Below are 25,455 nucleotides of genomic sequence, written 5' to 3' on the forward strand. Positions count from 1 at the left end.
TGCCCATGCCCATGTCGAATTCGGCCGGGATGCCTGCTTGATCAGTTGATCGGGCCGGCCACTCCAGTTCTCACGGTCATATCGGCAAGGCTGACATCGAGTGTTGCCGGATCGATCGACTGGCGCACCTTCAACAGCATGTTGCCCAGATCCCCCATCATCTCTCGGATGAATTTCTCCGTGAGGGTACGGTCTCCGGAAACGATGAAGCGCAGCAGCGCTATATGGCTTTCTATCGTTATCTCCAGCGGAGCGCCGGGGCCGAGATAGGTATGGTATATCCAGCCGGTGCGACGATAGAGCGTCTGGAGCGGAATAAGCGTGTTCGCGAGAAGCGGCTCTCCAGAGGCTGTGAGGATCGCCCTGTTCAACAGCCGGTCGGTGACGTTGAACCGCTCAAGGCTGAGATCCGCCTTGGAGGCTTCGAGATCGGTGATGAAGGTTCTGAGAACCTTGTGATCCTGGGGGGTCGCTCGCTCGCTCGCCAGCCCGCAGGCGATCGCTTCCATTTCCGTTCGCAAGGGAAGCAACGTCCGCTCCTGCGCGAGGTTGACTGGCGCGATCCGCAGGCCCGAGCGCGGGCTGACATGGATGAGTTGGTTGGCCGAGAGACGCTTGACCGCGTCATGAACGGGCGTGCGGCCGAGGCCGGATTGCTGCTGCAGCTGCTGGATCGTGTAGCGCGCGCCCGGCAAAAGCTCGGTCGAAACGATCATGCTTTCCAGGCGATCGTAGGCTTCCTCCGACAGGCTTCGAGGCTGCTCTTCCTTCTTCATCATCGCTCTGTCGATCTTTTCCCGCTCGAATTCATCACTGTCTCCGCCAGCCGATTCACAGGCGCCAGTATTGACTTTTGGCTGCTTATATCAAAATCATTGCCTCATGTGAAATTTCAGATTAGTAGCGTGATATTTCATATAGGGAGGATTTCATGACAATCGAACACGCTTCATCAGCCGAAGCCATGCGACGGCCATCCACCAATCGTCGCTGGTGGATCGGCGCTCTTCTCGCGCTCGGCGTCCTCGTCAATTATTTCGACCGGGTGAACCTGACGGTGGCTTCGCCCCTCATTCAGGACGATTTCAAAATCGGACCCGCCGAGATGGGCATCCTGTTCAGCGCCTTCGGCTGGACCTACGGCTTCCTGCAAATCCCCGTCGGCATGCTGCTGGATCGGTTCGGTGTCCAACGCGTCATGCGATGGAGCACGTTTTCCTGGGGGATCGCTTCGGTCATCACCGCCTTCTCGACCGGTATGCAGTCACTATTTCTCTCCCGCATGCTTCTCGGCGTGGCGGAAACACCGGGCTTTCCGGCCAATTCGAAGGCGACCGGCTATTGGTTTCCGCGCCATGAACGGGGCCTGGCAACGGCGCTCTTCGATGCGGCGGCAAAATTCTCCAACGTCATCGCCATTCCGCTGGTCGCATACCTCATGCTGCATTTCGGCTGGCGCGGCGGTTTTCTGGCGACCGCTATCATCAGTTTCATCTTCTTCGGGATGTTCTGGCTGTTTTATCGTGACCCCAGCGCCGACAGGAACCTCTCCAACGAGGAACGGGCTTACATAAAGGCCGGCGGCGCGGCACAGGAGGGCGAAGCCTCCGCCAATGCCGTTGGCATGCTCGGCTATCTCCTGCGCAATCGCAAGGTCTGGGGCCTTTCGATCGGCTTTGCCGCCTATGGCTATGCCTTCGCCCTCTTCATCTTCTGGCTCCCGGATTATCTGGTCAAGGAGATGCACATGGACATACTGAAATCGGCAAGTTTCACGACGATCCCCTGGATCTTCGCGACGATCTCGGACCTTTTGATCGGCGGCTGGCTGATCGACCATCTCATCCGCAAGGGCCACGATGAATCCCGCGTCCGCAAGACGATCATCGTCTTCGGCATGCTGATGGGTCTTGCCGTCGTCGGCGCAGGGCTCACCGCCGATCCCTATTGGGCGATCCTCTGGATCACCATTTCGCTGAGCGGCCTTGCTGCCGCGGCACCGGCCGGATGGTCGATCCCCGCTCTCATCGCGCCGAAGGGCGGTGCCGCCACGATCGGCGGCATCATGAACTTTCTCAACAGCATGACCGGCATCGCAGCGCCGATCATCACCGGCTTCATCGTCGGCGCCACACAGTCCTTCAGCCGCGCCTTTCTTCTGGCCGGCGCGATGCTGGCAATCGGCATCGTTTCCTATGTCTTCGTCCTCGGTCGCATCGAGCCGATCGCCGATCCGAAAGCCTGATTTCGATCAAAGACCACGAAAGGGTTTCCCATGAAAATCACCAATGCGAGGGTCATCGTCTGCTCGCCCGGCCGTAACTTCGTCACGCTCAAGATCGAGACGGACGAAGGGATTTACGGCATCGGCGACGCCACGGTAAACGGCCGCGAACTGGCCGTTGCCTCCTATCTGCAGGATCATCTCGTTCCCTGCCTCATCGGTCGCGACGCATCGCAGATCGAGGACATCTGGCAATATTTCTACAAGGGCGCCTATTGGCGCCGCGGCCCGATCACCATGGCAGCAATCGCCGCCGTCGACGTGGCGCTCTGGGATATCAAGGCCAAGGCGGCCAACATGCCACTTTACCAGCTGCTCGGCGGCGCCAGCCGCACGCATATGCTGACCTATACTCACGCGAACGGCGAGACCATTGAGGAAACCGGCGACAAGGTTGCCGCCTTCAAGGAGCAGGGCTGGAAGGCGATCCGCGTCCAGAGTGCCGTTCCCGGCTTGCCGGTAACCTACGGCGTCGAAAAGGTCGGCTCGCTGGCGCAGGCGGAAGACAAGCCGCGGGAAACGCTATGGGATACGCCGAGCTATCTGCGTTTCCTGCCGAAGCTCCTCGATCATCTGCGCGATCGCTTCGGTTATGAACTCCATCTTCTGCACGACGTTCACCATCGTCTGACGCCGCAGGAAGCAGCAGGCCTTGCGAAGGAGGTGGAGCGCCACAAGCTCTTCTGGTTGGAAGACGCCGTTCCGGCCGAAAATCAGGAATCCTTCCGCCTCATCCGCCAGCATTCGACAACACCACTCGCGCTCGGCGAGGTCTTCAACTCGATCCATGATTGCCGCCAGCTCATCCAGGAGCAGCTGATCGACTATATCCGCACGACGCCGCTGCATGCCGGCGGCATCACGCATGTGCGGCGCATCGCCGATCTCGCCGGGCTCTATCATATCCGCACCGCCTGCCACGGTGCCGCCGACATGTCGCCCATCACCATGGGCGCGGCGCTGCATTTCGATCGCTGGGTGCCGAACTTCGGCATTCAGGAATATGCCTTCCACCCGGACGAGGCGAAAAACGTCTTCCCGCACGAATGGCATCTGAAGGACGGCTATCTCTACAGCGGCGAGAAACCCGGCCATGGCGTCGATATCGACGAGAAGGCAGCCGAAAAGTACCCATATCGGCGGGCCTATCTGGATGTCGCGAGGCTTTCAGACGGGACCATGTGGAGCTGGTGATTGCCCTGGGGCGGGCCGGCTCACCCAAGCCGGCCGGTTCTTTCAATTGACATCGCTTTCACGGATGCGGTCGGCAAGATCGAGAAAATTCTGCCGCATCCGACGCAATGTGAAGTCGAGGCCGAACAGACGACCGGTTTCGTTGAAGCCCATCAATTGCGCCTCTGCAGAATTCTGCAGGGCGCCGAATGCGCTCTCGAAGGCCTCGTCGCCGGTCGAAAGCACCTGGGGATCAATCTCACCGCCGGCACGCAGCGCCCTTCCGCAGGCTTCCGCAAAGCGAGCCTGCGCCTCGAGCATCTGTCCTGCCTGCGGCCCGATCGCCTCGACAATCGCCGGCGGGAAGGGTGTTTCCACGATGTGGCTGACATAGGTCATGTCATTGCGAATTCGCCAGAGCGAACGAGGGATGGCTTCCGAAATCCCATGCTTCGTCAACCAGAAGGCGCGCTCGCGCTGGGCATCGGTCAATAAGGTCTCCGTTGCCATCAGTGACTGGCGCAGCGCTATATTGGCCTCCGAGGCGGAGACCGGCTCGCCCTTCTCGACCGCCGATGCAAGGGTGCGCAATATCTGCGCCATGACGTCGAGGGCCGATCCGAAACGGTCGAGCACCACGGTCCGCGAGCGCGTTGGGAGGATGAACAGGCTGGCGAGCACGCCGACGACACCGCCCAGCGTGATCTCGGCGATGCGATCGATCACGAAGATCTCGACCGGAACCGCGGCGGAATGCGTCAGCATGACGATCGCCGCCGTCAGCCCGGCATTGCGCAAGCGAGGCACGCGTGCCGCCACAAAGCTTGAAAAGCCGACGACGCAGATGAGCGCGATCCCGATGGCGAGCGGCTCGTGCGGTGTGACGAACACCGCCGCCCCGCCAAGCACCGCCCCCGCAACAGTTGCTACCAGTCGATCGACAGCCATGCCCGCCGTGGCGCCGACAGAGGCCTGCATGACGATCAGCACAGTGAAGACCGCCCAATAGCCCTGCTGGAGATGCAGAAGCTGGGAGACGGCATAGGTAATCGTGCAGGCGATCATCACCCGCAGCGCCTGCACGGCGGCGCGCTTGGTCTGGATCAGCGATGTCTTGGGCTTGGACGGGGGTTGGCTTTGAGGCGATACGGGCTCGGTCATCGCGCAACTTTTGGTCTGAAAACGTATGCTGACAATGGCCGTTAGGGTCTTGCCCCTCCCCCTGCTGCAATGCCGATCGCGGCATGAATCCGCGACTTACAATGGCAGCATTCGTCTTGATATGGAAGGAGAGCGAAGAACGGCGAGCGCCCCGTCATCCACTGTTAAGCCGTGCCACCTTGGGGAGCACGGCTTAACCATAGTTACGGATCGGACTTTACGCTCAGACCGTAGCAGACGTCGGCGAGGTCTCATCAACGAGAACCTGGCGCAACCGTGCCTCCTGATCGGGCGAAAGCGAGGTGCGCAGCAAACGCGCATGCTCGCCCTTGAATTCCGCAAGCACCTTCTCGGGTTGAACCTTGCGGATCAGCAGGAAGAGCGCGGAACTATGCGCCGGAATAGTTTCGGCGAGCTTCTCGATGAGGCCGTCATCGATGCCGTAATCAGCCATCGATCCGGCAAGAGCGCCCGAACCCGCACCGATCGCGCCGCCGACGACCAGGCCGGCAAGAGGATTGAGGAAGATCAAGCCAACGAGCGAGCCCCAAAGCGCGCCCGAAAGGCCACCGCTTGCGGCGCCGGCCGCAGTCAGATTGACACTCTGCTTGAGACGGACCTTGCCGGACTCGTCGCGAACGGCGATGACGGCATCTTCCAGATCGATCAGATATTCCTTTTCGAGCTGAACAAGACGATTGAGAATAGCATCCGCCTTATCGGCATCGTCGAAACCAAGCACTATGAGTTCTGACATCGAAATCCTCCGGGTCGTGTTGTCGAGGCAAGAAGTAGGGCCTCGGGCCGATTAGTGAACAGCCGTGCTGATCAACCGGTAGGGATGAGTAGCATTGAACTGCGAGATCATTGCGACAGCCTGTTGCAGCAGCTCTTCAGCTTGCTCCAGATCATCACGTGCGAGTTCGTCGGCGTTGATACGGATTGCTTCCGCCATATTGGTGGAAAGCGCCGCAAATTGCTGATTGCCCTCGACAAGAGCTTCGCGCGCGTTGCCTTCCAGTGTCCTGGCGACATCGATGAGGATTTCCTCACGCTCTTCGACGCTGAGATCTTCGATGGTCTTTGTTCTGTCTTCCATTTTGGTCACTCCTAACAGACGTGATTGCAGCCGAGCTCATGAAGCCTCGGCTATTACTCACTTAGGAAGACGCAAATTCGGGTTCAAGGTTCCCTTTTGCCCAACCCGCCGACCCCGAAAACGTAAAATCAGTTCGCATATCGCGCTTCCAGCAGGTCCAGCTCTCGCACGAGCTTTGCCGCAACCTCATTACCAAGCTGCCTGGCCCGCAGCTTGCGGAAGATTTCCGTTCGCTCAGCGCGAACGGCGGCCAGCCGCAGCTCCAATTCGATACGCATGGTGCGCTTGGAGAGTGCCATCTCCTCGTCTCCACCGCTCTGGTTGCGGATGCGTTCGCGATAAAGCTCCATCACACGTGAAGCGGCTTCCACATAAAGATCCGCATCCTCCTGTCCCTTGGAGAGCGAATGTTGCAGGCGCGCGATTTCGGTGATCGCGGCTCTTGCCGCGTCGACCCGCGCGGCCGCCTCATCCTCCTCATGCTTGGTGTCTTTCGGGAGTTCGAGATTCTTCAGAAGCGGTGGCAGGAAAAGCGTCGCCAGGATCAACGACATGATGATGACGCCCATCGCCAGGCAAATCGCAAGATCGCGGGCGGGAAAGGGCGAACCGTCATTCAAGGTGAAAGGCAGGGTGAGCACACCGGCGAGCGTGATCGCACCGCGAACCCCGGCAAAGGAAAATGCCGCAAGAATGCGCCAGTTCGGCGAAGTCTCGCGCTGCCGTCTCTGTCGGAACAGCGTCAGATGCAGCGACACCCAGGCCCAGGTGAACCGCAGTGCGGCAAGGCCGAAAGTGAGGCCGACAACATAGGCAGCAAGCCACCAGAATTCGTGGTGGCCCGTCATTTGGACTGTGGCGGAGGCTTTTTCCGCGATCGAAGGCAGCTGTTCGCCGAGCAAGACAAAGATCGTGCCATTGGCAGCAAACTGGATCATGTCCCATACGGCACTGCGGCGCACGCGAGTAGCCGCCATGGCGCGCCCCGAACTCTCCGCCACGCTCATCGTCGTTCCAGCCGAAACCGCAGCCAGAATGCCGGAACAATGGAGTTGCTCGGCGACGAGATAGGCCGCGAAGGGGATCAGGATGCTGACCAGGATTTCCGAGCCGCTCTCCTCGCCATAGCGAAGCGATACACGCGAGCTGAGCCATGTAATAGTCCAGGTCACGCCGACACCGATCGCAAGGCCGCCGAATGCCGTCCACAAAAAGCTGAGTGTTGCATCATACAGCGAAAAGCCACCCGTCAGGGCCGCCGCGATTGCAAACCTCAGGCAGACGAGACCGGATGCATCGTTCAGCAGGGCTTCGCCTTCGAGTATGTGCATCATGCGCGGCGGTATCGGCACCCGCTGCGCGATCGCGGATACGGCGATCGGATCGGTCGGCGAAATGACGGCCGCGAGCGCGAAGGCGACGGGCAACGGCATTGCCGGGATCATCCAGTGAATGAGCAGACCGGCGCCAAGAACGGTGAAGACGACAAGCCCCAAGGCCAATTCCACCACGACATTCATGTCCTGCTTCACCTCGTCGGCGGCAATGCGCCATCCGTCGAGGAAGAGCAGCGGCGGCAGGAACAGCAGGAAGAAAATCTCGGGATCAAGCCTGACGCTGAGATCGGCCGACAAGCCAATGACCGCGCCCAGCGCGATCTGGATCAACGGCAGCGGTAGAATGACCGGAATGGCACGCGAAATAGCGCCACTGACGACAATCGCCAGCAAAAGGACGAGTGTCGTGGTGATAATTTCCATTGCCCCGCCCTTCGCCTGGCATGCTCATACGACCTCAAGACTTCCGATAGTCGCTATCGGAAGTCTCAGTCTTCTCATTCCTTAAAACAAACTCAACCGGAAATGAGAAGTGCGGCGGTGCCTCCGGCTGGGCCGATACCACCCCATGGCGCAATCCGCACCATGCCGGACCAATCCCTATTCTTCCCATTCCTCGTCATCAGCCGAAAGCAGATCCACCAGGGTTGCGACGGTTCCTGCAGGCAGGTGGCGCCCTTCGCCGATCAATGCCTCATCGCTGTTGACCCAGGCCCAGGCTTCCGAGAGCTCCGTCGGCGTGGCACCCGTGGCAACAATCTCTGCGATCAGCGTCTCGTCCACAGGGCCGAGTACGGAGGTGACGTCTTGCGAGGTCAATGTCATATCCTGCTCCTCTTCCTGTTCGTCAGACCATGAACACCTTCAGCATATAGAAAGCGCCCCACGGACTTCCACCGGCATCGTCGGAATGGGCGAGAACATCTGCCTGCATAAGTGATTGATATATTTGGGCACCAGCACGACATGATGGGGGAAGGCCTTTCAAGATTTCATGTCAGGCGCTCGCAAACATCCAAAGCCGGGCACCATCGCAAATGGTACCCGGTTGCGGAAAATATCGATCGAGCAGTGCTCGAAATGTCTATGGAGAACTACTCCGCCGCCACGGCAACGGCACCCCGAGTTTCCTCGAGCGCACGCACCAGCGGAATGACATGCTTTCCGAAATACTCCACTTCCTCCTGGAAATGCAGGAAGCCGAGCAGGATCAGATCGGCACCGGCCTGCTTCAGAGCGATAATGCGCTCGGCAACTTGTTGCGGTGTTCCGATCAGATTGGAGCGGAAACCGTCATTATATTGCACCAGGTCGTCGAAGGAGGATTTCGCCCAATTGCCTTCGCCTTCCGGAGAGGCCTTGCCGGCGTTCTTCACCTCATGGCCGAAGGCCTTGACGGCATCGGGATTGGCTTTCTCGATGATCTCGGCAAGAACTGCCTTGGCTTCCTCCTCCGTCTCGCGCACGATCGCGAAGGCATTGACGCCGATGCGGACGTAATGGCCATTGGTCTTCGCTTTGGACTGGATATCGTCCACCTGCTTGGCGATCTCCTCGGGCGTATTGCCGTTGGTGAAGTACCAGTCGGAAACACGCGAAGCCATGTCGCGCGCGGCGCGCGACGAACCGCCCTGGAAAATTTCCGGCTGCGGATCAATCGGCTTCGGCTTCAGCGAATAGTCGGTGAAACGATAGAAATCGCCGCGGAAGGTGAAGCTGTCCTCGGTCCAGATGCCGCGCAGCGCACGGATGAATTCCTCCGATCGGCGATAGCGCTCGTCATGATCGAGCCAGTGCTCACCGATGGCAGCGAACTCGCCACGGAACCAGCCGCTGACGACATTGACCGCGACGCGGCCGTTGGTGAGATGGTTGATCGTGGCAATCTGCTTGGCGGCAAGCGCCGGGTTCCAAGGCCCAGGCAGGATTGCCGCAATCACTTTCAGCTTGGTCGTCGATTCCAGCAGAGCATGGCTAAAGGAAACGGATTCATGCTGAAACTCCGCGCCGTAGCCTGCGGTGAAACGGATCTGGCTGAGTGCATAGTCGAAACCACTCGCCTCGGCGATCTGCGCCAGCTTTCTGTTGTAGTCGATCGTCCAGCTGGTGCGCTGCTCGATGTTCGAGATGACCAATCCGCCTGACACGTTCGGCACCCAATAGGCGAATTTCAAAGCTTCTCTGTTCGCATCGCTCATTGATATCTCCCGGTTTGAATTGTCCTCTGCCGAGCACAAGGATGAAGATCCCAACCCATCGCGATTATACTCTATAGATTTTATAGCTTATCGAACAAACCCATCCCAAGTTTCGGCTGTTTTGCGAAAAAGCTACGTTGCGAACCTCGCTTTACGGGAATGGTGAGGTGAAAAGGACGGTTGGACCCTAAAGTTGGGTATCGGAGATAGAAAGCCATAATGCGGCCGCAAAACGGGCAAATCAAAAACTCGCCGTTCCGACCTCTTGATGGGGAGGTCGGCTCAAGATCGCATAGATCGCGAGCCGATTAGAATGTCGGGCCGGCTGCGCCGCCCTTCAGCGTGAAGTAAGCAAAGGCTGCTAGGAAAAATGCGATCACGGCCAGGATCGCAAGAAGACGCTTGAGCCAGGGAGGCGTTTGCCTCGGTGGCTTGGGTGTGGGACGACGTTCAAACTTGATGACATTATCAGACATGACAATCGATTAGCGAAGAACAAACGGTTTGCCAATCCGGTGCGAGCGCCAGGGATGCGACGTTTCGGCAATCGGCCAGACAGAGTACCCAATTCATCCGAACTCTCAATCTTGTCCGCAACGCTTCGGGGTGGCGGATATTGGATTGAAACTCACAAACCCCGAAGGTGCCTTCTTGAATATCCTCAATAAAATTCGCCCCTGGAGCCCGCAGCAGCGTGAATTGATTGTCCCCTTCCCCGCGGAAAAGGATCTGGCCGAACGCAAGTCCAAGGCAACGACCGCCGATGGCCCGGTCGTGGCATTTTTTACGGAGGGCAGTTTTTACGAGCAGGAAAAGGAGCGTATGGCCCACTCAGCAGAGCGGATCGGCCTGAAGGTATATGCAACGGCAGTGCCTAGCGCCGGCAGCTGGGTACTGAATGCCGGACTGAAACCCGGCTTCCTGCTGCAGGAAAGGGCGAGGCTGCGTGGACCGATGCTTTATGTCGACGTCGATGCTGTCTTCCACCGCAATCCCTGGCCGGAACTTCGCAAGCTCGAGTGCGACTTTGCGGTCTACTATGAAGGCGATGAACGTCTCATCAGCGCGACCATTCTCATCAACGATACACCCGGAGCGGCACAGCTGATCGAACGGTGGCGTGAAGGGTGCCTTGCCAAGCCTGATGTGTGGGACCAGGTCGTTCTGGAGGAGATCATCGCCGAAGATGCCGCAAGTGCGAAACCGCAGTTCCAGGTGGTTAAATTGCCTGCGTCCTTCTGCTGGATATTCGATCGGCTCGAAAATGGGCCTGTCGGCGAAGTCTTCATCGAGCAGCTACAGGCAAGCCGCGAGGCGACCAAGCGCAAGCGCTGGTTTGGCCGCATCGGCAAGCGCCTGAAGCGCCGTCGCGATCGTGTCGAGGAAATCGAGCGCGTCCTAAACGGTGACAATTGGGGCACGCTTCGAACGAGCCTGCAACAGGACCAAACCTGAATCACAGCATGTCGCTGAGCGCCCAATGGTTGTTCCATCGCGCATCGATCTCGTCCTCGACGTTTTGATAGCGAATGTCGGTAGAAAGACGCAGCCTGTGCTGGCTGTCCTGGTTGGTGGTGGAGGCGTGGATCATGAATGGTGAATGGAGCATAACGTCGCCGGCCTCATAATCGGCGACCAGCCAGCGCGTATCGAAGCGCTCCGCCATGTCGGGTAGATCCTTCGAGACCCAGCCACCCTCCGTCATATTGCGGTTGAAGGCGCTGATACGTTCTTCGGGGCTCAGATCCTTATTCTGCTCGCTGAATTCGCGTTCCATCTCGGCGCCGATTGTGTGCGATCCCTCCAGATAGGTCAGCCCGCCCATTTCTACGGAGATGTCGCCGATCGGTATCCATGCGGTGACGATCCGGCTGGTGCCGCCGCGAAGATAGACCAGATCATAGTGAGCAGGCGTCGCCGTCGTCGTTCCCGGCCGGACATGGCGCATGATCTTGCGCTTGTGCAAATAGGAGATGCCCGACAGGAATTCGTCCATGAAGCGGGACAGACGTGGCTGCGCGCAAAAGCCCTCATAGGCGACAGAGCGGACGAGCGACATCAGGCAGCGATCGACATCACGACCTTCGGGCGCCATGGCGGACGAGATACCATCCCGCGGATCGGTTCCGTCTTCGATCAGGCCCGTCTTCGCCATGTGACCAAAGACCCAGCCACGAAAGTCGATCACATCCTGGCGCGGCAGGAAACCTTTGAGCCACACATAGCCATTTTCCTCGTAAAGCCGGCGGATTGCATCAACACCGATGCCCGGATCAGTTGGTGTCAGGTAGCCAAGCCGATCGGATGCGGCGGACAAGACCTTGCCGTTGGCGACAAGGCTGAGCTCGCGCTGGCGGACAGGCATAATCTGCATGGGGATTGACATTTCACTCGCCTATGACTTGCGTTGAATTGCCATTGAATCTAGCGCACATTGACTTTTTACTACATGGACGAAAATCATACTGGACTTTTCGCTCACAATGAGAACAGCAGAAGCTATCTATCGATCCCCTCTCGCAGCAGCCGGAGGATTAACCGTCACTGGCAGCGGAAGGCAGCATGCCATGCATGCCGTGAAAGCACGGAAGCTGCCGAACTATGCGGTGGTTCTCGTGGAAAACGGCCGGGGGTTTCTGGAGACGGATGCTGGCGGCCGACAAAGCGTGAAAGGCCCCGCGCTCTTCTGGCTGTTTCCCAATCGTCAGCATTCTTACGGCCCCGATGCCGAAGGCTGGAATGAGCGATGGGCACTGTTCGAAGGGTCTTTCGTGCGCGATTTCATCCGCTTGCGTCTCATCAGCGAACAGAACCCGCTCACAGTTCTTCGCAATAATGACGGCCTACAACGTCTCTTCGGCAATATTCATGCCGACCTTATTGAGGATACCAACCTCTCGAGAGCATCTGCCGCATCCGCTCTACATCAGATCGTCATTCTGGTGGCGCGGCAGGCAAGCCAGGCCACATCCTCTCTGCAAGAAGGATCCGATACGGGCGAAATTATCGAGGCGCTTCGCAAACGGGCGCTGCAATCCCTCGACATTGCTGCCTTTGCCGCCGAACACGGGATGTCACCCGCAACGCTGCGCCGAAAAATCACCGCGGAAGTTGGGTTGCCGCCGAAAGCTTTTCAGCTTCGCGTCCGCATGGACCATGCCAAGGAGCTACTGACGACGACCGATGACAAGATCGAGATCATCGCATCGCGGGTCGGTTTCGATGATCCATTCTACTTCTCCCGTCTGTTCCACGAACGCGAAAACTGTACACCACGCGAATTCCGCATGCGTTACCGAAGACGCTGACCGATTGGATATGTCGAGCAGGTTTAACGGTCGCCCTGTGTTACGCCGCGTCGTTACCCGATGGTTGCCGCTCCAAATTCCGGCGCCGCCAGGCCGCCGGCGCCTCCCCAACCCGCTTGCGAAAAAAGCGCGAGAAATAGGCGGGATCTTCAAAGCCGACCTCGCGGCCAATGTCCTCGACGGAGCGAATGGTAAACATCAGCAGGCGCTTGGCCTCCAGCAGCCGCCGGTCCAAAAGCATCTCCTTGACAGTATGGCCGAACACCTCGCGCGACGCCTTGTCGAGCAGGTGCGGTGTCGTGGCCAGCAGATCGACATAGTTGCCCACCGGCCAATCGCTCTTGTAATGCCGGTCGACGGCGCTGCGCAGCGCCAGGGCAAGCGTGACCATGGGCGAGGCCGATGGCAGCGCCGCGCTGCCACCGAGCCGGTTCATCAGCGACAGCACGACGCCGATCAACCCCAGCATGACCTTTTCGCTCTGGCCGCCGCGTTCACGGTATTCGGCGCTCACCATTTGCAGCAGCGTGTCGACCTTTTGCCAGGAAGGATCATCCGGTCGCGCCGTCAGAAAGGTCGGCATGTCGAGGCTCAGATCCACCTGGGATGCCAGCGCCTTCAGCGTGTCATCCGACACTGACACCACGATGGCATCGGACTGATCGTCGACCTCGAACCCGTGGATGATATTGCTCGGCACGAAACTGATCGTTGGAGCGGAAAAATTCCAAGTCCTGTCCTCGATGCGGTAACGACCGCCACCCTTGTACCAATAGGTGATCTGCCCCATCAGCGGATGCTTGTGAGACGCAACATGTCCGAAATGCAGTGTTTTTCGGTCCATGACCGTCTCTACATGCAGGAATCCGACATCAAGCGCCCGGCTCGGCACGCCATAGACAAAGAAATTCGGAATTTCGTTCTTCTGCGACATGCCGGAAAAAGTACCAGCGAATTGCCCCCTTTGTCCATGGCCGCGCCAACGCGTCAGACGTAGCATCAATCATGATCTCAAGGGAGGAATACGAGATGCGAGCTGAAGATCACCGCAGCGACAAGACCCGTCCGTTTACCGGCGCCGAATATCTGGAAAGCCTGCGTGACGGCCGCGAAGTCTATATCAACGGCGAGCGCATCGCCGACGTGACGGCGCATCCCTCGATGCGCAATTCCGTCCGTTCGCTGGCGCGCATGTATGATGCATTGCATGACGAGAAGACCAAGGAGCGCCTGACCTCGCCGACGGATACCGGATCGGGCGGCTATACCCACAAATACTTCCGGGTTGCGAAATCCTCCGCCGAGCTTGTGGCACAGCAGGGCGCCATCGCCGATTGGGCACGCATGTCCTATGGCTGGATGGGCCGCACTGCCGATTACAAGGCGGCCCTCATGAACACGCTCGGCGCGAATGCCGACTGGTACGGGCCGTTCAAGGATAACGCGCTCTCCTGGCACAAGCGTGCCCAGGAATCCGTACTCTTCATGAACCACGCGATCGTCAATCCGCCGATCGACCGCCACAAGCCGGCCGATGCCGTCAAGGACGTCTTCGTCCACATCACCAAGGAAACCGATGCCGGCATCTATGTCTCCGGCGCCAAGGTGGTGGCAACGTCTTCGGCCCTCACCCACTATAATTTCCTCGCCCAAAGCTCGGCGACAGTCACGGAAGACCCGTCGCTCTCGGTCATGTTCATCGTTCCGATGAATGCACCCGGGATCAAGATGTTCTGCCGCGTTTCCTATGAGCAGACGGCGAATACCGTAGGCCATCCCTTCGACTATCCGCTATCGTCGCGCTTCGACGAGAACGATGCGATCCTGGTGCTCGATAATGTCTTCGTGCCCTGGGAGGACGTGCTGGTGTTGCGCGATGCGGCCAAGATCCTCTCCTTCCATCCGGCCTCCGGCTTCATGCACGGCTATTGCTTCCAGGGCTGCACGCGTTTTGCCGTCAAGCTCGACTTCATCGCCGGGCTGCTCGCCAAGGCATTGCGCGCGACGGGCGGCGATGCCTTCCGCGGCAATCAGGCGGCACTCGGGGAAATCATCGCGCTTCGCCACATGTTCTGGTCCTTCTCCAATGCGATGGCCTACAATCCGCAGCCCTGGGCAAATGGCGCTGTATTGCCGAACATGGAGGCTGCGCTCTCCTACCGCACCTTCATGTCGGAGGCCTATCCGCGCGTCATCGAAACCGTGCGCAGGGTCGTCGCCTCTGGCCTGATCTACCTGCCCTCCTCCGCCAAGGACTTCGGCAATCCGGAGATCGACCGCTATCTCGCCCAATATGTGCGCGGGTCCAACGACATGGGCCATATCGAACGCATCAAGATCATGAAACTGCTCTGGGATGCCACAGGCACCGAATTCGGCGGGCGTCATGCCCTTTACGAGCTTAACTATGCCGGCGCGCCGGAGGAAGTCCGCCTGCAGGTGCTGAAAGGCGCCGAGCGCGGCGGCCGGTTGAAAGAGATGGAAGCGTTGGTCGATCAGTGCATGAGCGACTACGATGAAAACGGCTGGACCGGAGACACCTGGCTCCCACCGCTCGGCGAGACCTCCCCCGTCCGCAATGCCGCAGAGTGAGGCCGTTGTCATGGAGGAGCAACTCTCGAAAACCGAATTCCGCAACGCCATGGCAAGGGTTTGCGCGCCGGTCAACGTGATCACGACAAATGGCCCTGCCGGCCGCGGCGGCTTCACGGCAACCGCCATGTGCAGCGTCACCGACGAACCGCCGACGCTGCTGGTCTGCATGAACAGCCGCTCGGCGCAAACAAGCCTCTTCTTCGATAACCGTCGCTTCTGCGTCAATGTCCTGACGCAGGAGCACAAGGAATTGGCCGGCTATTTCGCCGGCCAGCGTGCCGACATGGAGGAGCGCTACGCTGCAGCGGAATGGATCAATTTCCGCTCCGGCAGCCAGGCGCTCTCCGATGCCATTGTCTCCTTCGATTGCCGGCTGACCGAAGCGCGCCTTGTCGGCACGCACCATATCTTCATCGGCGAGGTGATGGATATTCGCAGCCGCAAGGACGGACATGCACTGCTCTATTTCGACCGCAACTATGTGCATGTGCCGACCCAGACGGGCAGCTTCGGCGGCTAGCCGTCGAAGGTTTGACGAGTAACCGCGAGAAATAGAAACAGAGTGCCGACGATCACGCGGCACCCTGTTTGCATGCGAGAATGCCTTTAGAGCTGAATCCAAGCCGTCTTCAGGTCGATATATTTGTCGAGCGCATGCAGCGACTTGTCATGGCCATTGCCGGATTGCCTGACACCGCCGAGAGGGACGCTGTTATCGGCGCCGCCATAGGTGTTGACATGCACCACGCCGGCGCGAATACCCCGCACCATCCGGTGGGCTCGCGACAGGTTCGATGTCCAGACGGCCGAGGCAAGGCCATATTCCGTGGCATTGGCGATCTCAAGCGCTTCCGCTTCCGTCTCGAAAGGAATGATTGAGAGGATTGGCCCGAACACCTCTTCTCGCGCCAAGGTCATCGATGGTGTTACGTCGAAGACAGCGGGCCGCATATAGTATCCGCCCGTCTCCTCGAGAATGCGTGAACCGCCGGTGCGCAGCGATGCGCCTTCCGACAGCGCCTGAGAGACATAACCAAGGTCTTTCTTCAGCTGGATCTCGCTGGAGATGGCCCCCGCTTCCGTCGTCAGATGCAGGGGATCGCCGACTTTTATGGCCTCGGCGATGCGGGCGACCTTCTCGGAGAAGGCCGCATAGATCGACTTCTCGACCAGTAGCCGCGAGCCGGCGACACAGACCTGGCCAGAATTGCGGAAGATGCCATAGGCCGAGACCTTGGCTGCCTGATCGAGATCGGGCGCATCAGCAAAGACGATATTCGGTGACTTGCCACCAAGCTCCAGATAGACGCGCTTCAGGTTGGAACGCGCCGAATATTCCAAGAGCCGCCGCCCGATCGGGCCGGAGCCGGTGAAGGCGAGCACATCGATATCCATGTGTAGCCCCAGCGCCTCACCGCAGATTGCCCCGCGGCCGGTGACGACATTGAACACGCCTTCGGGCAATCCGGCTTCAGCACAAATTTCCGCAAGCCTCAGAAGCGTCAACGATGCGCCCTCTGCGGGCTTCAGCACGACGGAATTGCCGGCGGCAAGCGCCGGCGCAATCTTCCAGGCGCCGATCATCATCGGGAAATTCCATGGCACGATGGCGGCCACGACGCCGATAGCCTCACGATGCACGAGGCCGAGAATATTGTCGGCCGTCGGCGCGATCTCGCCATAAACCTTGTCGATCGCCTCGGCATAGTAGCGGAAGGTGCCGGCGGCACTGCCGGGCTCGGCCTTCAGCGCCATCGAGATTTCCGTGCCGTTGTCGCGCACGCCGAGCACGGCGAGTTCAAGCGCGTTCTTCTCGATCAGTTCGGCAATTTTCAGTAGCACCTTCTTGCGTTCGGCCGGTGCCGCCTTCGACCAGCTGCCCTTTTCGAAGGCCTGACGCGCGGCCTTGACGGCGAGATCGACATCTTCAGTGCCGGCATCGGCAATCGTGGTCAGCCGCGTACCGTCGATTGGCGAAATGACGTCCATCACAGCACTGCTGGCCGGCTGGCGCCACGCGCCGCCGATGAACAATGCCTGCGGGGAAACGGATAATGTTCGGAGCTGGTCGATCTTGTCCTGCATCTCATTCTCTCGCAAAGAGGGTGGCGGGTTTCCCCGCCACCGCGATTGGAACTGGTTCAAGCTTCCTGGCCAGCACCGAGGCGGGCATAGCTTGCCGCATCCGACGACTTCAGACGAGCCGCAGCGATGAAGCCGATGATGCCTGCGATCAACACGAGCCCCGGCAACAAGATGGCCAGCACGCCATTGGCACCGGCGATCGCGCCGAAATTCGCCGAGATATAATAAACGAGCGCCAGAAGGATAAGGCCTGTCACGATCGGCAGCACCTTGATCGCCAGGACATTGCGCTCGAGCCCCGGATTGCGGCTGAAGAACACCACGATCGAGAAGGCCGTGAAAGCCATCAGCAGGATGATTGCGAGCGTCGCGACATTGGTAAGCCACGAGAAAAGCGCCAGCACCGGGTCCTGACCCGTAATCGCAAAGAGCGCGACGACGAGCACGGCAATGACGGTCTGGATGATCGAGCCGACATGCGGGCTCTGGAAGACCGGATGCGTCACACCGACCGACTTCGGTAGCAGACCCTCGCGCCCGGCGACATACATGTAGCGCGCTACGCCATTGTGGAAGGCGAGGATGCCGGCAAACAGGCTGGTGATGAAAAGAAGGCTCATCACGACGGTGATCCAGTGGCCGACATAGCGCTCGGCAAGGCCGAAGAGAAAGGTTGTGGGATCGGCTAGGCCCTGCAGAGTCGGCACAAGCTTGTCGACGCCGGCGCCGGTTACCATCAGCCAGGACGTCAGCATATAGAAGATGCCGATGATGAGAACGGAGATATAGGTCGCACGCGGCACGGTCTTTTCCGGTTCGCGAGCCTCTTCACTGTAAATGGTCGTCGCTTCGAAGCCGATGAAGGCGGCGAAGCAGAAAAGGAGGCCGATGGCCGGCGTTCCGCTCCAGAAGGCGGTTGGCGTGAAAGGTGCTGCGGAAAGACCGGCATCGCCGCCCTTTACGAAGATCGCGGCGTCGATGACGAGCACGACGAGATATTCGAGAATGACCAGTACCGTCAGCACCTTCGCCGATAGATCAACGCGGCGATAGCCGAATACGGCAACGAAGGCGATGCCGACAAAGCTCCAGACCCACCAGGGAAGATCGAGGCCGAGCTGTTCGGCAAAGAAGCCCTTGGTCGCCGCCCCGAAAAGCCCGAGAACGCCGACCTGCATGGCATTGTAGGCGAGAATGGCAATGAGCGCGGCAGCACCGCCCATGAGGCCGCCAAGGCCCTGAGCCGTGTAGGCATAGAAGGCGCCGGCATTTCTTATATGGCGCGCCATGGCGACGTAACCGACTGCAAACAGCAGCAGAATGCCCGTCACCAGCAGGAAGGTGAGCGGAATACCCGGCCCGTTGCCGAGCATCATGGACAGCGGCACGCCGCCGGCAACCGCCGTCAGCGGCGCCGCGGCCGAAACCACGAGGAAGGTCACGGCACCGACGCCGAGACTGTTTTTGCGCAGCTGGTTTTCAGCCGCGCCTTGCGAATTTTGCGTGTTCATCTGCGTTCGTTCCCCTTGTTTAAGAACATCCGATCATCGCCGCGATTGCACGCGTACGACCTCCACCAAAAACCGGACTGACGAGCGGGGCTTATGCTTTTGTTGATTTTGCCGCCGTCAGCGCTTATGGTTCATTATTTGAACCACAGCTTCAAATATAGACTTGCAAACATTGCCGGCCTCTGTCAAGTTATTTCGCATGTTAAGTATCTTGGGTCGCTGCTATCGTGCTGCGGCGCAGGGTCAGCAAGCTGATTTGACGGAAAGCCACGGCTAGACGCACAAAATCAAAAACTGACCAACCCAAGAGGAGGAATGATGAGCACGATCGGAAAGGCGCTGGCATTGCTGGACACCCTGTCACGGCTGGACAAGGAGGCGGGTCTGACCGACATCGCCCGCCTTTGCGCACTGGATAAGGCGACGGCGCGACGCTTTCTGGTGGAGCTGGAAAAACACGGCTTCGTAGAGCAGGATCAGGATACGCGCCGTTACCGCATCGGTTCGGCGCCCGTTCGCCTCGCCCGTATCCGGGAAGCGCGCTTTCCCTTCCTACGGGTTGCCATCCCCTTCATCAGGACGCTCGCCGAATCATCGACCGAAACGGTGCATCTCTCGGAGTTTTCAGGCGGACAGCTCTCGACCATTCACGTCGAGGATTCGCCGCGCGCGCATCGCATCATCGTCGATGTCGGCAGTCTCTTGCCCTTCCATGCCACGGCGTCCGGCGGCGCATACCTTGCCTTCTGCCCTCGGGCGGAAATCGACGCGGCGCTCAAGAAGCCGCTGGAGAAATTTACCGACCACACCGTCACCGATCCGCAGCTGGTGCGTGCCATGCTCGAGGAGACTGCGGCGCGCGGTTTTTCCATCAGCCATCAGGGTCTTGAGGCCGGCGTCATCAGCACGGCCGCTCCGGTGCGGATGCCGAACGGCCATCCGATCGGCTGCGTGGCGATTGCCGCCCCGCTCTCGCGCACGACCAAGGCTGCCATTCAAGACTTTGGCGCACAGGCCGTCGCTACGGCCAATGCGATCGCAGAAAAATATTACGGGTCGGAAAGACCGATGGGAACCATTGCAAAAATCAGGAGGACAGATTGATGAGCCCTGCGGCTCCCCTGCCAAGGATACTCGTCATCGGAACCGGTGACACCAAATGCGACGAACTGCAATTCATGGCGTCCGTTATCAATGAAGCCGGCGGCAAGCCGGTCATGATGGATGTCAGCATTCTCGGCGATCCGCCTTACAGTCCCGACTACTCCAAGCATGACATTGCGAAGGCCGCCGCCACCACGATCGAGGCGATCGCCGAAAGCGGCGATGAAAACAGCGCCATGGCAGCCATGGCAAAGGGCGCATCAGCGCTGACGCGACGTCTCTACGACGATGGACTTGTCGATGGCGTCATCGTGCTCGGCGGCTCCATGGGCACGGATCTGGCGCTCGATGTCGCCGCCGTCCTGCCGCTCGGCGTCCCGAAGTTCGTGGTTTCGACGATTGCCTATTCTCATCTCATTCCGCCGGAGCGCATCGCACCGGACCTGATGATGATTTTGTGGGCCGGTGGACTCTATGGCCTTAACAGCATCTGCCGCTCCGTGCTCTCGCAGGCCTGCGGCGCGGTCGTCGGAGCCGCAAAGCACGGCACCAAACCCGATCGCGAGCGGCCGCTCGTCGGCATGACCTCGCTCGGCTCATCCTGCCTGAAATATATGAAGTATCTGCGGCCCGAGCTGGAAAAGCGCGGCTATGACGTCGCCGTCTTCCATTCTACCGGCATGGGCGGCCGCGCCTATGAGGCGATCGCCGCGAAGGGCGACTTTGCTGCCGTCTTCGACTTCTGCATCCAGGAAGTCAGCAATCATCATTATAGCAGCGTCGTCACCTCCGGACCGGACCGGCTCGAGAATGCTGGACGCGCCGGCATTCCACAGCTCGTCGCCCCCGGCGCCGTCGACATGGTCGATCTGCAGGCGTGGCAGGAGCTCCCCGGGATTTTTGCCGATCGCCCCTATCACGCCCATAACCGGCTGATCGGATCGGTGACGACATCGCCGGAGGGCCGGCGCGAAGTCGCGCGGCTGATCGGGGAAAAACTGAAACGCGCCGATGCGAAGGTCGCCTTCCTCCTGCCAATCGAGGGCTTGCAGGAATGGGACAAGCCGGACGAGCCGCTGCATGATCCGGAAGGCCTCAACGCCTTCGTCGACGAGATGCGCCGCGCCGTTCCGCCTTCCGTGACCCTGCGGGAGATCGATGCCCACATCAACGCGCCGGCCTTTTCGGCCGCCGCACTCGCCATCTTCGATCAATGGGTGGCCGAAGGCGTCATTCCGGAGGGCCGGCCATGACACAAGACCGCGCGCTTATCCTCGATTTCGGCGGCGTCGTCACCCGCACTCTCTTCGAGACGCATGACATCACCGAACGTACGCTCGGCCTTGCCAAGGGATCGCTGACCTGGCTTGGACCGTTCGATACGACGACGGACCCGCTCTGGGTTGCGATGCAGAACCGCGAGATCACCGAGCGGGATTATTGGCTCAAGCGCACGAACGAAGTCGGCACGCTAGTCGGTGAAAACTGGACCGACATGCAGACCTTCGTACGCCGGGCGCGTGGCGCCGAGCCGGAGCTGGTTCTGCGTCCGGAAGCCCGCGACGCCATCCTGCGTGCGAGAGAAGCCGGCCTGAAGCTGGCGATCCTCTCGAACGAGCTCGACCTTTTCTACGGAGTCGAGTTCCGTCAGCGTTTTCCGCTGATCGAGCTTTTCGACGTCATTGTCGATGCCACCTACACGAAGATCCTGAAACCCGATCCGCGTGCCTACGAGCTCGTTCTTGCCGAGCTCAACTTGCCGCGCGAGGCCTGCGTCTTCGTCGACGACCAGAAGAAGAACATCGAGGGCGCCGAAGCCGTGAGCCTGCCTCATGTGCATTTCGACGTGACCCGCCCTGCCGAAAGCTATGCCCGCGCACTTGCCATGCTGGGGCTCTGAACCAAGAGGAATTTGACATGCGTGAGACCAATTTCATCATCGAAAACAACGCCCGCCACCTGTGGCATCCGATGGCCCATCCGGCTGAGATGCAGGCCAATCCGCCGCGCATCATCAACTCAGGCGAAGGTGTTGAAATCGTTGACATTCAGGGCAAGAAGGTACTGGACGCGGTCGGTGGCCTCTGGAACGTCAATCTCGGCTATTCCTGCGAGCCGGTGAAGAAAGCGATCCGCGACCAGCTCGACGAGCTGCCCTACTACTCGACCTTCCGCGGCACGACCAACTCGCCACTGATCGAACTTTCCTACGAACTTGCCGAATGGTTCAAGCCGGATGGCCTCAGCCGTTCCTTCTTCACCTCGGGCGGCTCGGATTCGGTCGAGACCTGCCTGCGGCTGGCGCGCCAGTTCCACAAGGTCAATGGCCAGCCGGAGCGCACCAAGTTTGTCGCACTGAAGAAGGGTTATCACGGCACGCATTTCGGCGGTGCCTCGGTCAACGGCAACCAGAATTTCCGTCGCAATTACGAGCCGCTGCTGCCGGGCGTCATCCACCTGCCCGCCCCCTTCCCCTATCGCAACCCTTTCAACACCACCGATGGCGCCGAAATTGCGGCGGCGATCGGCAGGCTCTTCGAGGATGAGATTGCCTTCCAGGGCGCCGATACCATCGCAGCTCTGATCGTCGAGCCGGTGCTCGGCGCCGGCGGCGTCATCGTCCCGCACGAAACCTTCCTGCCGCTGATGCGCGAGATCTGCGACCGCCACGGCATCCTGCTGATCGCCGACGAGGTCATCACGGCGTTCGGCCGCACCGGCGCCTGGACCGGATCGCGCCTCTGGGGCGTACAGCCGGACATGATGTCGACTGCCAAGGCGATCACCAACGGCTATTTCCCCTTCGGCGCCGTGATGATCTCCGACAAGGTTGCTCAGGTCTTCGAAAGCAACAAGAGCGCGGTCGGAAGCATCGGTCACGGCTACACCTATTCCGGCCACCCGGTTGGCGCGGCCGCAGCACTCGCGACACTTAAGGAAACCAAACGGCTCGACGTCGCCGCCAATGCCGCTGCCCGTGGCGAAGAACTCCTGGCGGGTCTGACGGCATTGCAGAACAAGCACGAGCTGGTGGGCGATGTGCGTGGCAAGGGGCTGATGTGCGCCCTCGAACTCGTCAGCGACCGCCAGAAGAAGAGCGGCGCTGCCAAGGACATCGTCCAGAAAGTCCATGATGCGACCTATGATGCCGGCGTCATGGTCCGCACCTCCGGCGCCAATGTCATCCTGTCGCCGCCGCTGATCGTGACGGCCGGGGATGTCCAGAAAATCCTGACCGCGCTCGATGCCGGCCTTGCGGCAGCGGGAGCCTGATCATGTCCGACAATGCAGCCCTTATCGCGCGTCGCGACCGGCTTCTCGGCCGAAACATGTCGCTATTCTACGACGACCCCGTGCATCTCGTGCGCGGGGAAGGCGTCTGGCTCTGGGACGCCGACGGCCGCAAATATCTCGACTGCTACAACAATGTGCCGCATGTCGGCCATTGCCATCCGCACGTAGTCGAGGCGATCACCCGGCAGGCGTCGACACTGAATACGCATACCCGCTATCTGCACGAAGGTATTCTCGACTATGTCGAGCGGCTGACCGCGACTTTCGACGAGAGCCTCAATGCCGCAATCCTGACCTGCACCGGCAGCGAGGCGAACGACGTGGCCCTGCGCATGGCGCAGGCTGTGACCGGCAAGACCGGCGTCATCGCCACGAACCACACCTATCATGGCAATACGACCGCCGTATCGCAGCTATCGACCCGCATGCCGCCGGTTGGCGGCTTCGGCGGCCATGTCCGCCATGTGCCTGCGCCGGACAGCTATCGTCCACTCGGCGGTGAAGGCGGAGACGCCTTTGCCACAGCCTTCGCAGCCGAAGTCGAGAAGGCGATCGCCTCTCTTCAGGAGACACCACACGGTTTCTCGGCCATCATCATCGATCCGTTCTTTGCCAACGAAGGCTTTCCGGACCTGCCGCCGGGCTTTCTCGACAAGACGGTCGCAGCCGTGCGCAAGGCCGGCGGCCTCGTGATCACCGACGAGGTGCAGCCCGGTTTCGGCCGCACAGGCTCGCACATGTGGGGCCACCAACACGCGGGCATCGTTCCCGATATCGTGACACTCGGCAAGCCGATGGCGAACGGGCATCCCGTCGGCGGCGTCATCGCCAATGTCGATACGATCAATGCCTTCCGAAAGGCATTCCGCTATTTTAATACCTTCGGCGGCAATCCGGTCTCCTGCGCGGCTGCCATGGCGGTGCTCGATGTCATTGAGGACGAAAATCTCATCGAGAATGCCCGCAATGTCGGCGAATATACCCGCGATGCCTTCAAGCGGCTGGCCGGGAAGCACTCGATCATCGGCGACGTGCGCGGCAGCGGCCTGTTCATGGGCACGGAATTCGTGCTGGACAGGCAGACGAAGGAGCCGGCCACTGCCGAGGCGACCCGCATCGTCAACGCCATGCGCGAACGCGGCGTGCTGATGGGCAAGATCGGCATTCACCAATGCGCCACGAAGATCCGCCCGCCCATGCCGTTCACCCGGGAAAATGCCGAGTTCATGTTGTCGATCTTCGACGACGTCCTGTCCGGCCTGTGAGGCGATATGGCTGATCAATTGCCGCAAAACATCCACGACGCCTTGCAGAAGCGGGCGCTTGAGGCGCTCGACAATTGGTCCGTGAGGGCGCACGAGCCCATGCTGATGAAATATCGGGAGAATGCCGTCTTCCGGATTACGCTGGAAGACGGGCAATTAGCCGCACTCCGGCTGCATCGCCCGGGCTATCACGACGAGACGAGCCTGCGCTCGGAACTGCACTTCATGGCGGCGCTCAAGCTCGGCGGGCTCGACGTGCCGAGCCCTGTGCCGACAACGAACAGGCAAAGCCTCGTCCGCTTGCAGGCCAACAGGTATTTTCCCGAGCAGCATGCCGATGTGGTGAGCTGGATCGACGGGGTTCCGCTTGGCCAGAGCGGTACGCCCCTTTCCCAATCGGCTGAAACGCAGGAGGCGATCTTCTTCCGCATCGGTCAAAACATGGCCACCATGCACGAACTTGCCGACGCCTGGCAACCGCCGGAGCGCTTTCGTCGTCCGGCTTGGGATGCCGATGGCCTGGTCGGCGAAAAGCCGCTCTGGGGTCGCTTCTGGGATTGTCGCGGCCTTTCGCCCGAGAGCACTATCGCCCTCTCAGCATTGCGCCACGAGCTGCGCCGTGCCCTCGCGAATGCGGACAGTCAGAGCCTCGACTACGGGCTGATCCATGCCGATCTCGTACGGGAAAACATCTTTCTGACGGGGAGCGACAGCAATGTCGCCTTCATCGATTTCGATGATGCGGGGCACGGTTTTCGCCTGTTCGATCTCGCAACGACCCTGCTCAAGAATCGCAACGAACCCGCCTATCCGGCAATCGAGACCGCACTGATATCAGGCTACCGCAGCCAGCGAGCGCTCTCCGACGCAACGCTGGCGAGCCTGCCTCTATTCATGCTGCTGCGGAGCCTTACATATATCGGATGGCTCGCCGAACGCCCGGAAATTCCGGACAGCGCCGAGCGTCTGTCGCGTTACGTCGATGAAAGCCTCGATATGGCAAGAAAGCTCAAGGCAGCCGCTTGACATCTTCGACACAAT

23 protein-coding genes are annotated in these 25,455 nt (G+C 60.0%); 12 read left to right on the forward strand and 11 right to left on the reverse strand.

The genetic code is table 11. From position 1 onward, the window contains the following. Positions 1-41 precede the first annotated feature (41 nt). Entirely contained in the window at positions 42-779 is a 738-nt protein-coding gene (locus AC13Q5_RS26820; protein WP_488503762.1) for a GntR family transcriptional regulator, read from the reverse strand. 152 nt (positions 780-931) lie between these two features. Between AC13Q5_RS26820 and AC13Q5_RS26825 the strand changes: the two genes are divergently transcribed. Further along, the gene (locus AC13Q5_RS26825) at positions 932-2,245 is read left to right on the forward strand and encodes an MFS transporter (RefSeq protein WP_488503763.1); all 1,314 of its coding nucleotides are present in this window, start codon (positions 932-934) and stop codon (positions 2,243-2,245) included. 30 nt (positions 2,246-2,275) lie between these two features. Then, positions 2,276-3,478, forward strand: a complete 1,203-nt coding sequence (manD, locus tag AC13Q5_RS26830; protein ID WP_488503764.1) for a D-mannonate dehydratase ManD — start codon at positions 2,276-2,278, stop codon at positions 3,476-3,478. Positions 3,479-3,520: 42 nt separating this feature from the next. Here manD and AC13Q5_RS26835 read toward each other — a convergent pair whose 3' ends face one another. The 6 genes from AC13Q5_RS26835 to sfnG form a co-directional block, all read right to left on the reverse strand. Next, positions 3,521-4,618, reverse strand: a complete 1,098-nt coding sequence (locus tag AC13Q5_RS26835) for an FUSC family protein (protein ID WP_083961329.1) — start codon at positions 4,616-4,618, stop codon at positions 3,521-3,523. A gap of 223 nt (positions 4,619-4,841) precedes the next feature. Next, positions 4,842-5,375: a DUF1269 domain-containing protein gene (locus tag AC13Q5_RS26840; protein ID WP_488503765.1), complete on the reverse strand. Its 534-nt coding sequence runs from the start codon at positions 5,373-5,375 to the stop codon at positions 4,842-4,844. 51 nt (positions 5,376-5,426) lie between these two features. Then, positions 5,427-5,717 carry a hypothetical protein gene (locus AC13Q5_RS26845; protein ID WP_075853112.1) on the reverse strand — a complete coding sequence of 97 codons (291 nt, stop codon included), beginning with the start codon at positions 5,715-5,717 and terminating at the stop codon, positions 5,427-5,429. A gap of 128 nt (positions 5,718-5,845) precedes the next feature. Further along, positions 5,846-7,477, reverse strand: a complete 1,632-nt coding sequence (locus AC13Q5_RS26850) for a Na+/H+ antiporter (RefSeq protein ID WP_488503766.1) — start codon at positions 7,475-7,477, stop codon at positions 5,846-5,848. A 177-nt stretch (positions 7,478-7,654) separates the two neighbouring features. Beyond that, positions 7,655-7,879: a hypothetical protein gene (locus AC13Q5_RS26855; RefSeq protein WP_092708705.1), complete on the reverse strand. Its 225-nt coding sequence runs from the start codon at positions 7,877-7,879 to the stop codon at positions 7,655-7,657. A gap of 269 nt (positions 7,880-8,148) precedes the next feature. Then, the gene (sfnG, locus tag AC13Q5_RS26860) at positions 8,149-9,252 is read right to left on the reverse strand and encodes a dimethylsulfone monooxygenase SfnG (protein ID WP_488503767.1); all 1,104 of its coding nucleotides are present in this window, start codon (positions 9,250-9,252) and stop codon (positions 8,149-8,151) included. A gap of 621 nt (positions 9,253-9,873) precedes the next feature. Here sfnG and AC13Q5_RS26865 point away from each other — a divergent pair. Next, positions 9,874-10,707, forward strand: a complete 834-nt coding sequence (locus AC13Q5_RS26865) for a putative nucleotide-diphospho-sugar transferase (RefSeq protein WP_075853107.1) — start codon at positions 9,874-9,876, stop codon at positions 10,705-10,707. Between the two features lies 1 nt (position 10,708). Here the strand turns inward: AC13Q5_RS26865 and AC13Q5_RS26870 are convergent, their stop codons facing one another. Then, positions 10,709-11,638, reverse strand: coding sequence for a phytanoyl-CoA dioxygenase family protein (locus AC13Q5_RS26870; RefSeq protein ID WP_488503768.1), 930 nt, complete (start codon positions 11,636-11,638; stop codon positions 10,709-10,711). Between the two features lie 97 nt (positions 11,639-11,735). Here AC13Q5_RS26870 and AC13Q5_RS26875 point away from each other — a divergent pair, with 97 nt between their 5' ends. After that, positions 11,736-12,560, forward strand: coding sequence for a helix-turn-helix domain-containing protein (locus AC13Q5_RS26875; protein WP_488503769.1), 825 nt, complete (start codon positions 11,736-11,738; stop codon positions 12,558-12,560). A 40-nt stretch (positions 12,561-12,600) separates the two neighbouring features. Here AC13Q5_RS26875 and AC13Q5_RS26880 read toward each other — a convergent pair whose 3' ends face one another. Beyond that, a complete protein-coding gene (locus AC13Q5_RS26880; protein ID WP_075853104.1) occupies positions 12,601-13,494 on the reverse strand; it encodes a helix-turn-helix domain-containing protein in 894 nt (297 codons plus the stop codon). Positions 13,495-13,589: 95 nt separating this feature from the next. Here AC13Q5_RS26880 and AC13Q5_RS26885 point away from each other — a divergent pair, with 95 nt between their 5' ends. Both AC13Q5_RS26885 and AC13Q5_RS26890 read left to right on the forward strand, forming a co-directional pair. Beyond that, positions 13,590-15,152, forward strand: a complete 1,563-nt coding sequence (locus tag AC13Q5_RS26885) for a 4-hydroxyphenylacetate 3-hydroxylase N-terminal domain-containing protein (protein WP_488503770.1) — start codon at positions 13,590-13,592, stop codon at positions 15,150-15,152. 10 nt (positions 15,153-15,162) lie between these two features. After that, positions 15,163-15,675, forward strand: coding sequence for a flavin reductase (locus AC13Q5_RS26890; RefSeq protein WP_488503771.1), 513 nt, complete (start codon positions 15,163-15,165; stop codon positions 15,673-15,675). 86 nt (positions 15,676-15,761) lie between these two features. Here the strand turns inward: AC13Q5_RS26890 and AC13Q5_RS26895 are convergent, their stop codons facing one another. Both AC13Q5_RS26895 and AC13Q5_RS26900 read right to left on the reverse strand, forming a co-directional pair. Continuing rightward, positions 15,762-17,240 (reverse strand): aldehyde dehydrogenase, encoded by a 1,479-nt coding sequence (locus AC13Q5_RS26895; protein WP_488503772.1) that lies wholly within the window; start codon positions 17,238-17,240, stop codon positions 15,762-15,764. Between the two features lie 56 nt (positions 17,241-17,296). Next, positions 17,297-18,751, reverse strand: coding sequence for an APC family permease (locus tag AC13Q5_RS26900; protein WP_457880207.1), 1,455 nt, complete (start codon positions 18,749-18,751; stop codon positions 17,297-17,299). Between the two features lie 318 nt (positions 18,752-19,069). Here AC13Q5_RS26900 and AC13Q5_RS26905 point away from each other — a divergent pair, with 318 nt between their 5' ends. The 6 genes from AC13Q5_RS26905 to AC13Q5_RS26930 are packed head-to-tail and all read left to right on the forward strand — an operon-like array spanning position 19,070 to position 25,440. Then, positions 19,070-19,855 (forward strand): IclR family transcriptional regulator, encoded by a 786-nt coding sequence (locus tag AC13Q5_RS26905; RefSeq protein ID WP_488503773.1) that lies wholly within the window; start codon positions 19,070-19,072, stop codon positions 19,853-19,855. Continuing rightward, entirely contained in the window at positions 19,855-21,108 is a 1,254-nt protein-coding gene (locus AC13Q5_RS26910; protein WP_488503774.1) for a Tm-1-like ATP-binding domain-containing protein, read from the forward strand. Before AC13Q5_RS26905 ends, AC13Q5_RS26910 begins: the two co-directional genes overlap by 1 nt. Beyond that, a complete protein-coding gene (locus AC13Q5_RS26915; RefSeq protein ID WP_488503775.1) occupies positions 21,105-21,755 on the forward strand; it encodes an HAD-IA family hydrolase in 651 nt (216 codons plus the stop codon). The genes AC13Q5_RS26910 and AC13Q5_RS26915 overlap by 4 nt, the downstream gene beginning before the upstream one ends. 17 nt (positions 21,756-21,772) lie before the next feature. Next, on the forward strand, positions 21,773-23,128 hold the full coding sequence (locus AC13Q5_RS26920; protein ID WP_488503776.1) for an aminotransferase class III-fold pyridoxal phosphate-dependent enzyme: 1,356 nt from the start codon (positions 21,773-21,775) through the stop codon (positions 23,126-23,128). Positions 23,129-23,130: 2 nt separating this feature from the next. Continuing rightward, a complete protein-coding gene (locus AC13Q5_RS26925; RefSeq protein ID WP_488503777.1) occupies positions 23,131-24,414 on the forward strand; it encodes an aspartate aminotransferase family protein in 1,284 nt (427 codons plus the stop codon). A 6-nt stretch (positions 24,415-24,420) separates the two neighbouring features. Next, entirely contained in the window at positions 24,421-25,440 is a 1,020-nt protein-coding gene (locus AC13Q5_RS26930) for a homoserine kinase (protein WP_488503778.1), read from the forward strand. The last annotated feature ends 15 nt before the right edge of the window (positions 25,441-25,455 follow it).

This window comes from Martinezella sp. CNPSo 3964, from assembly GCF_057784375.1.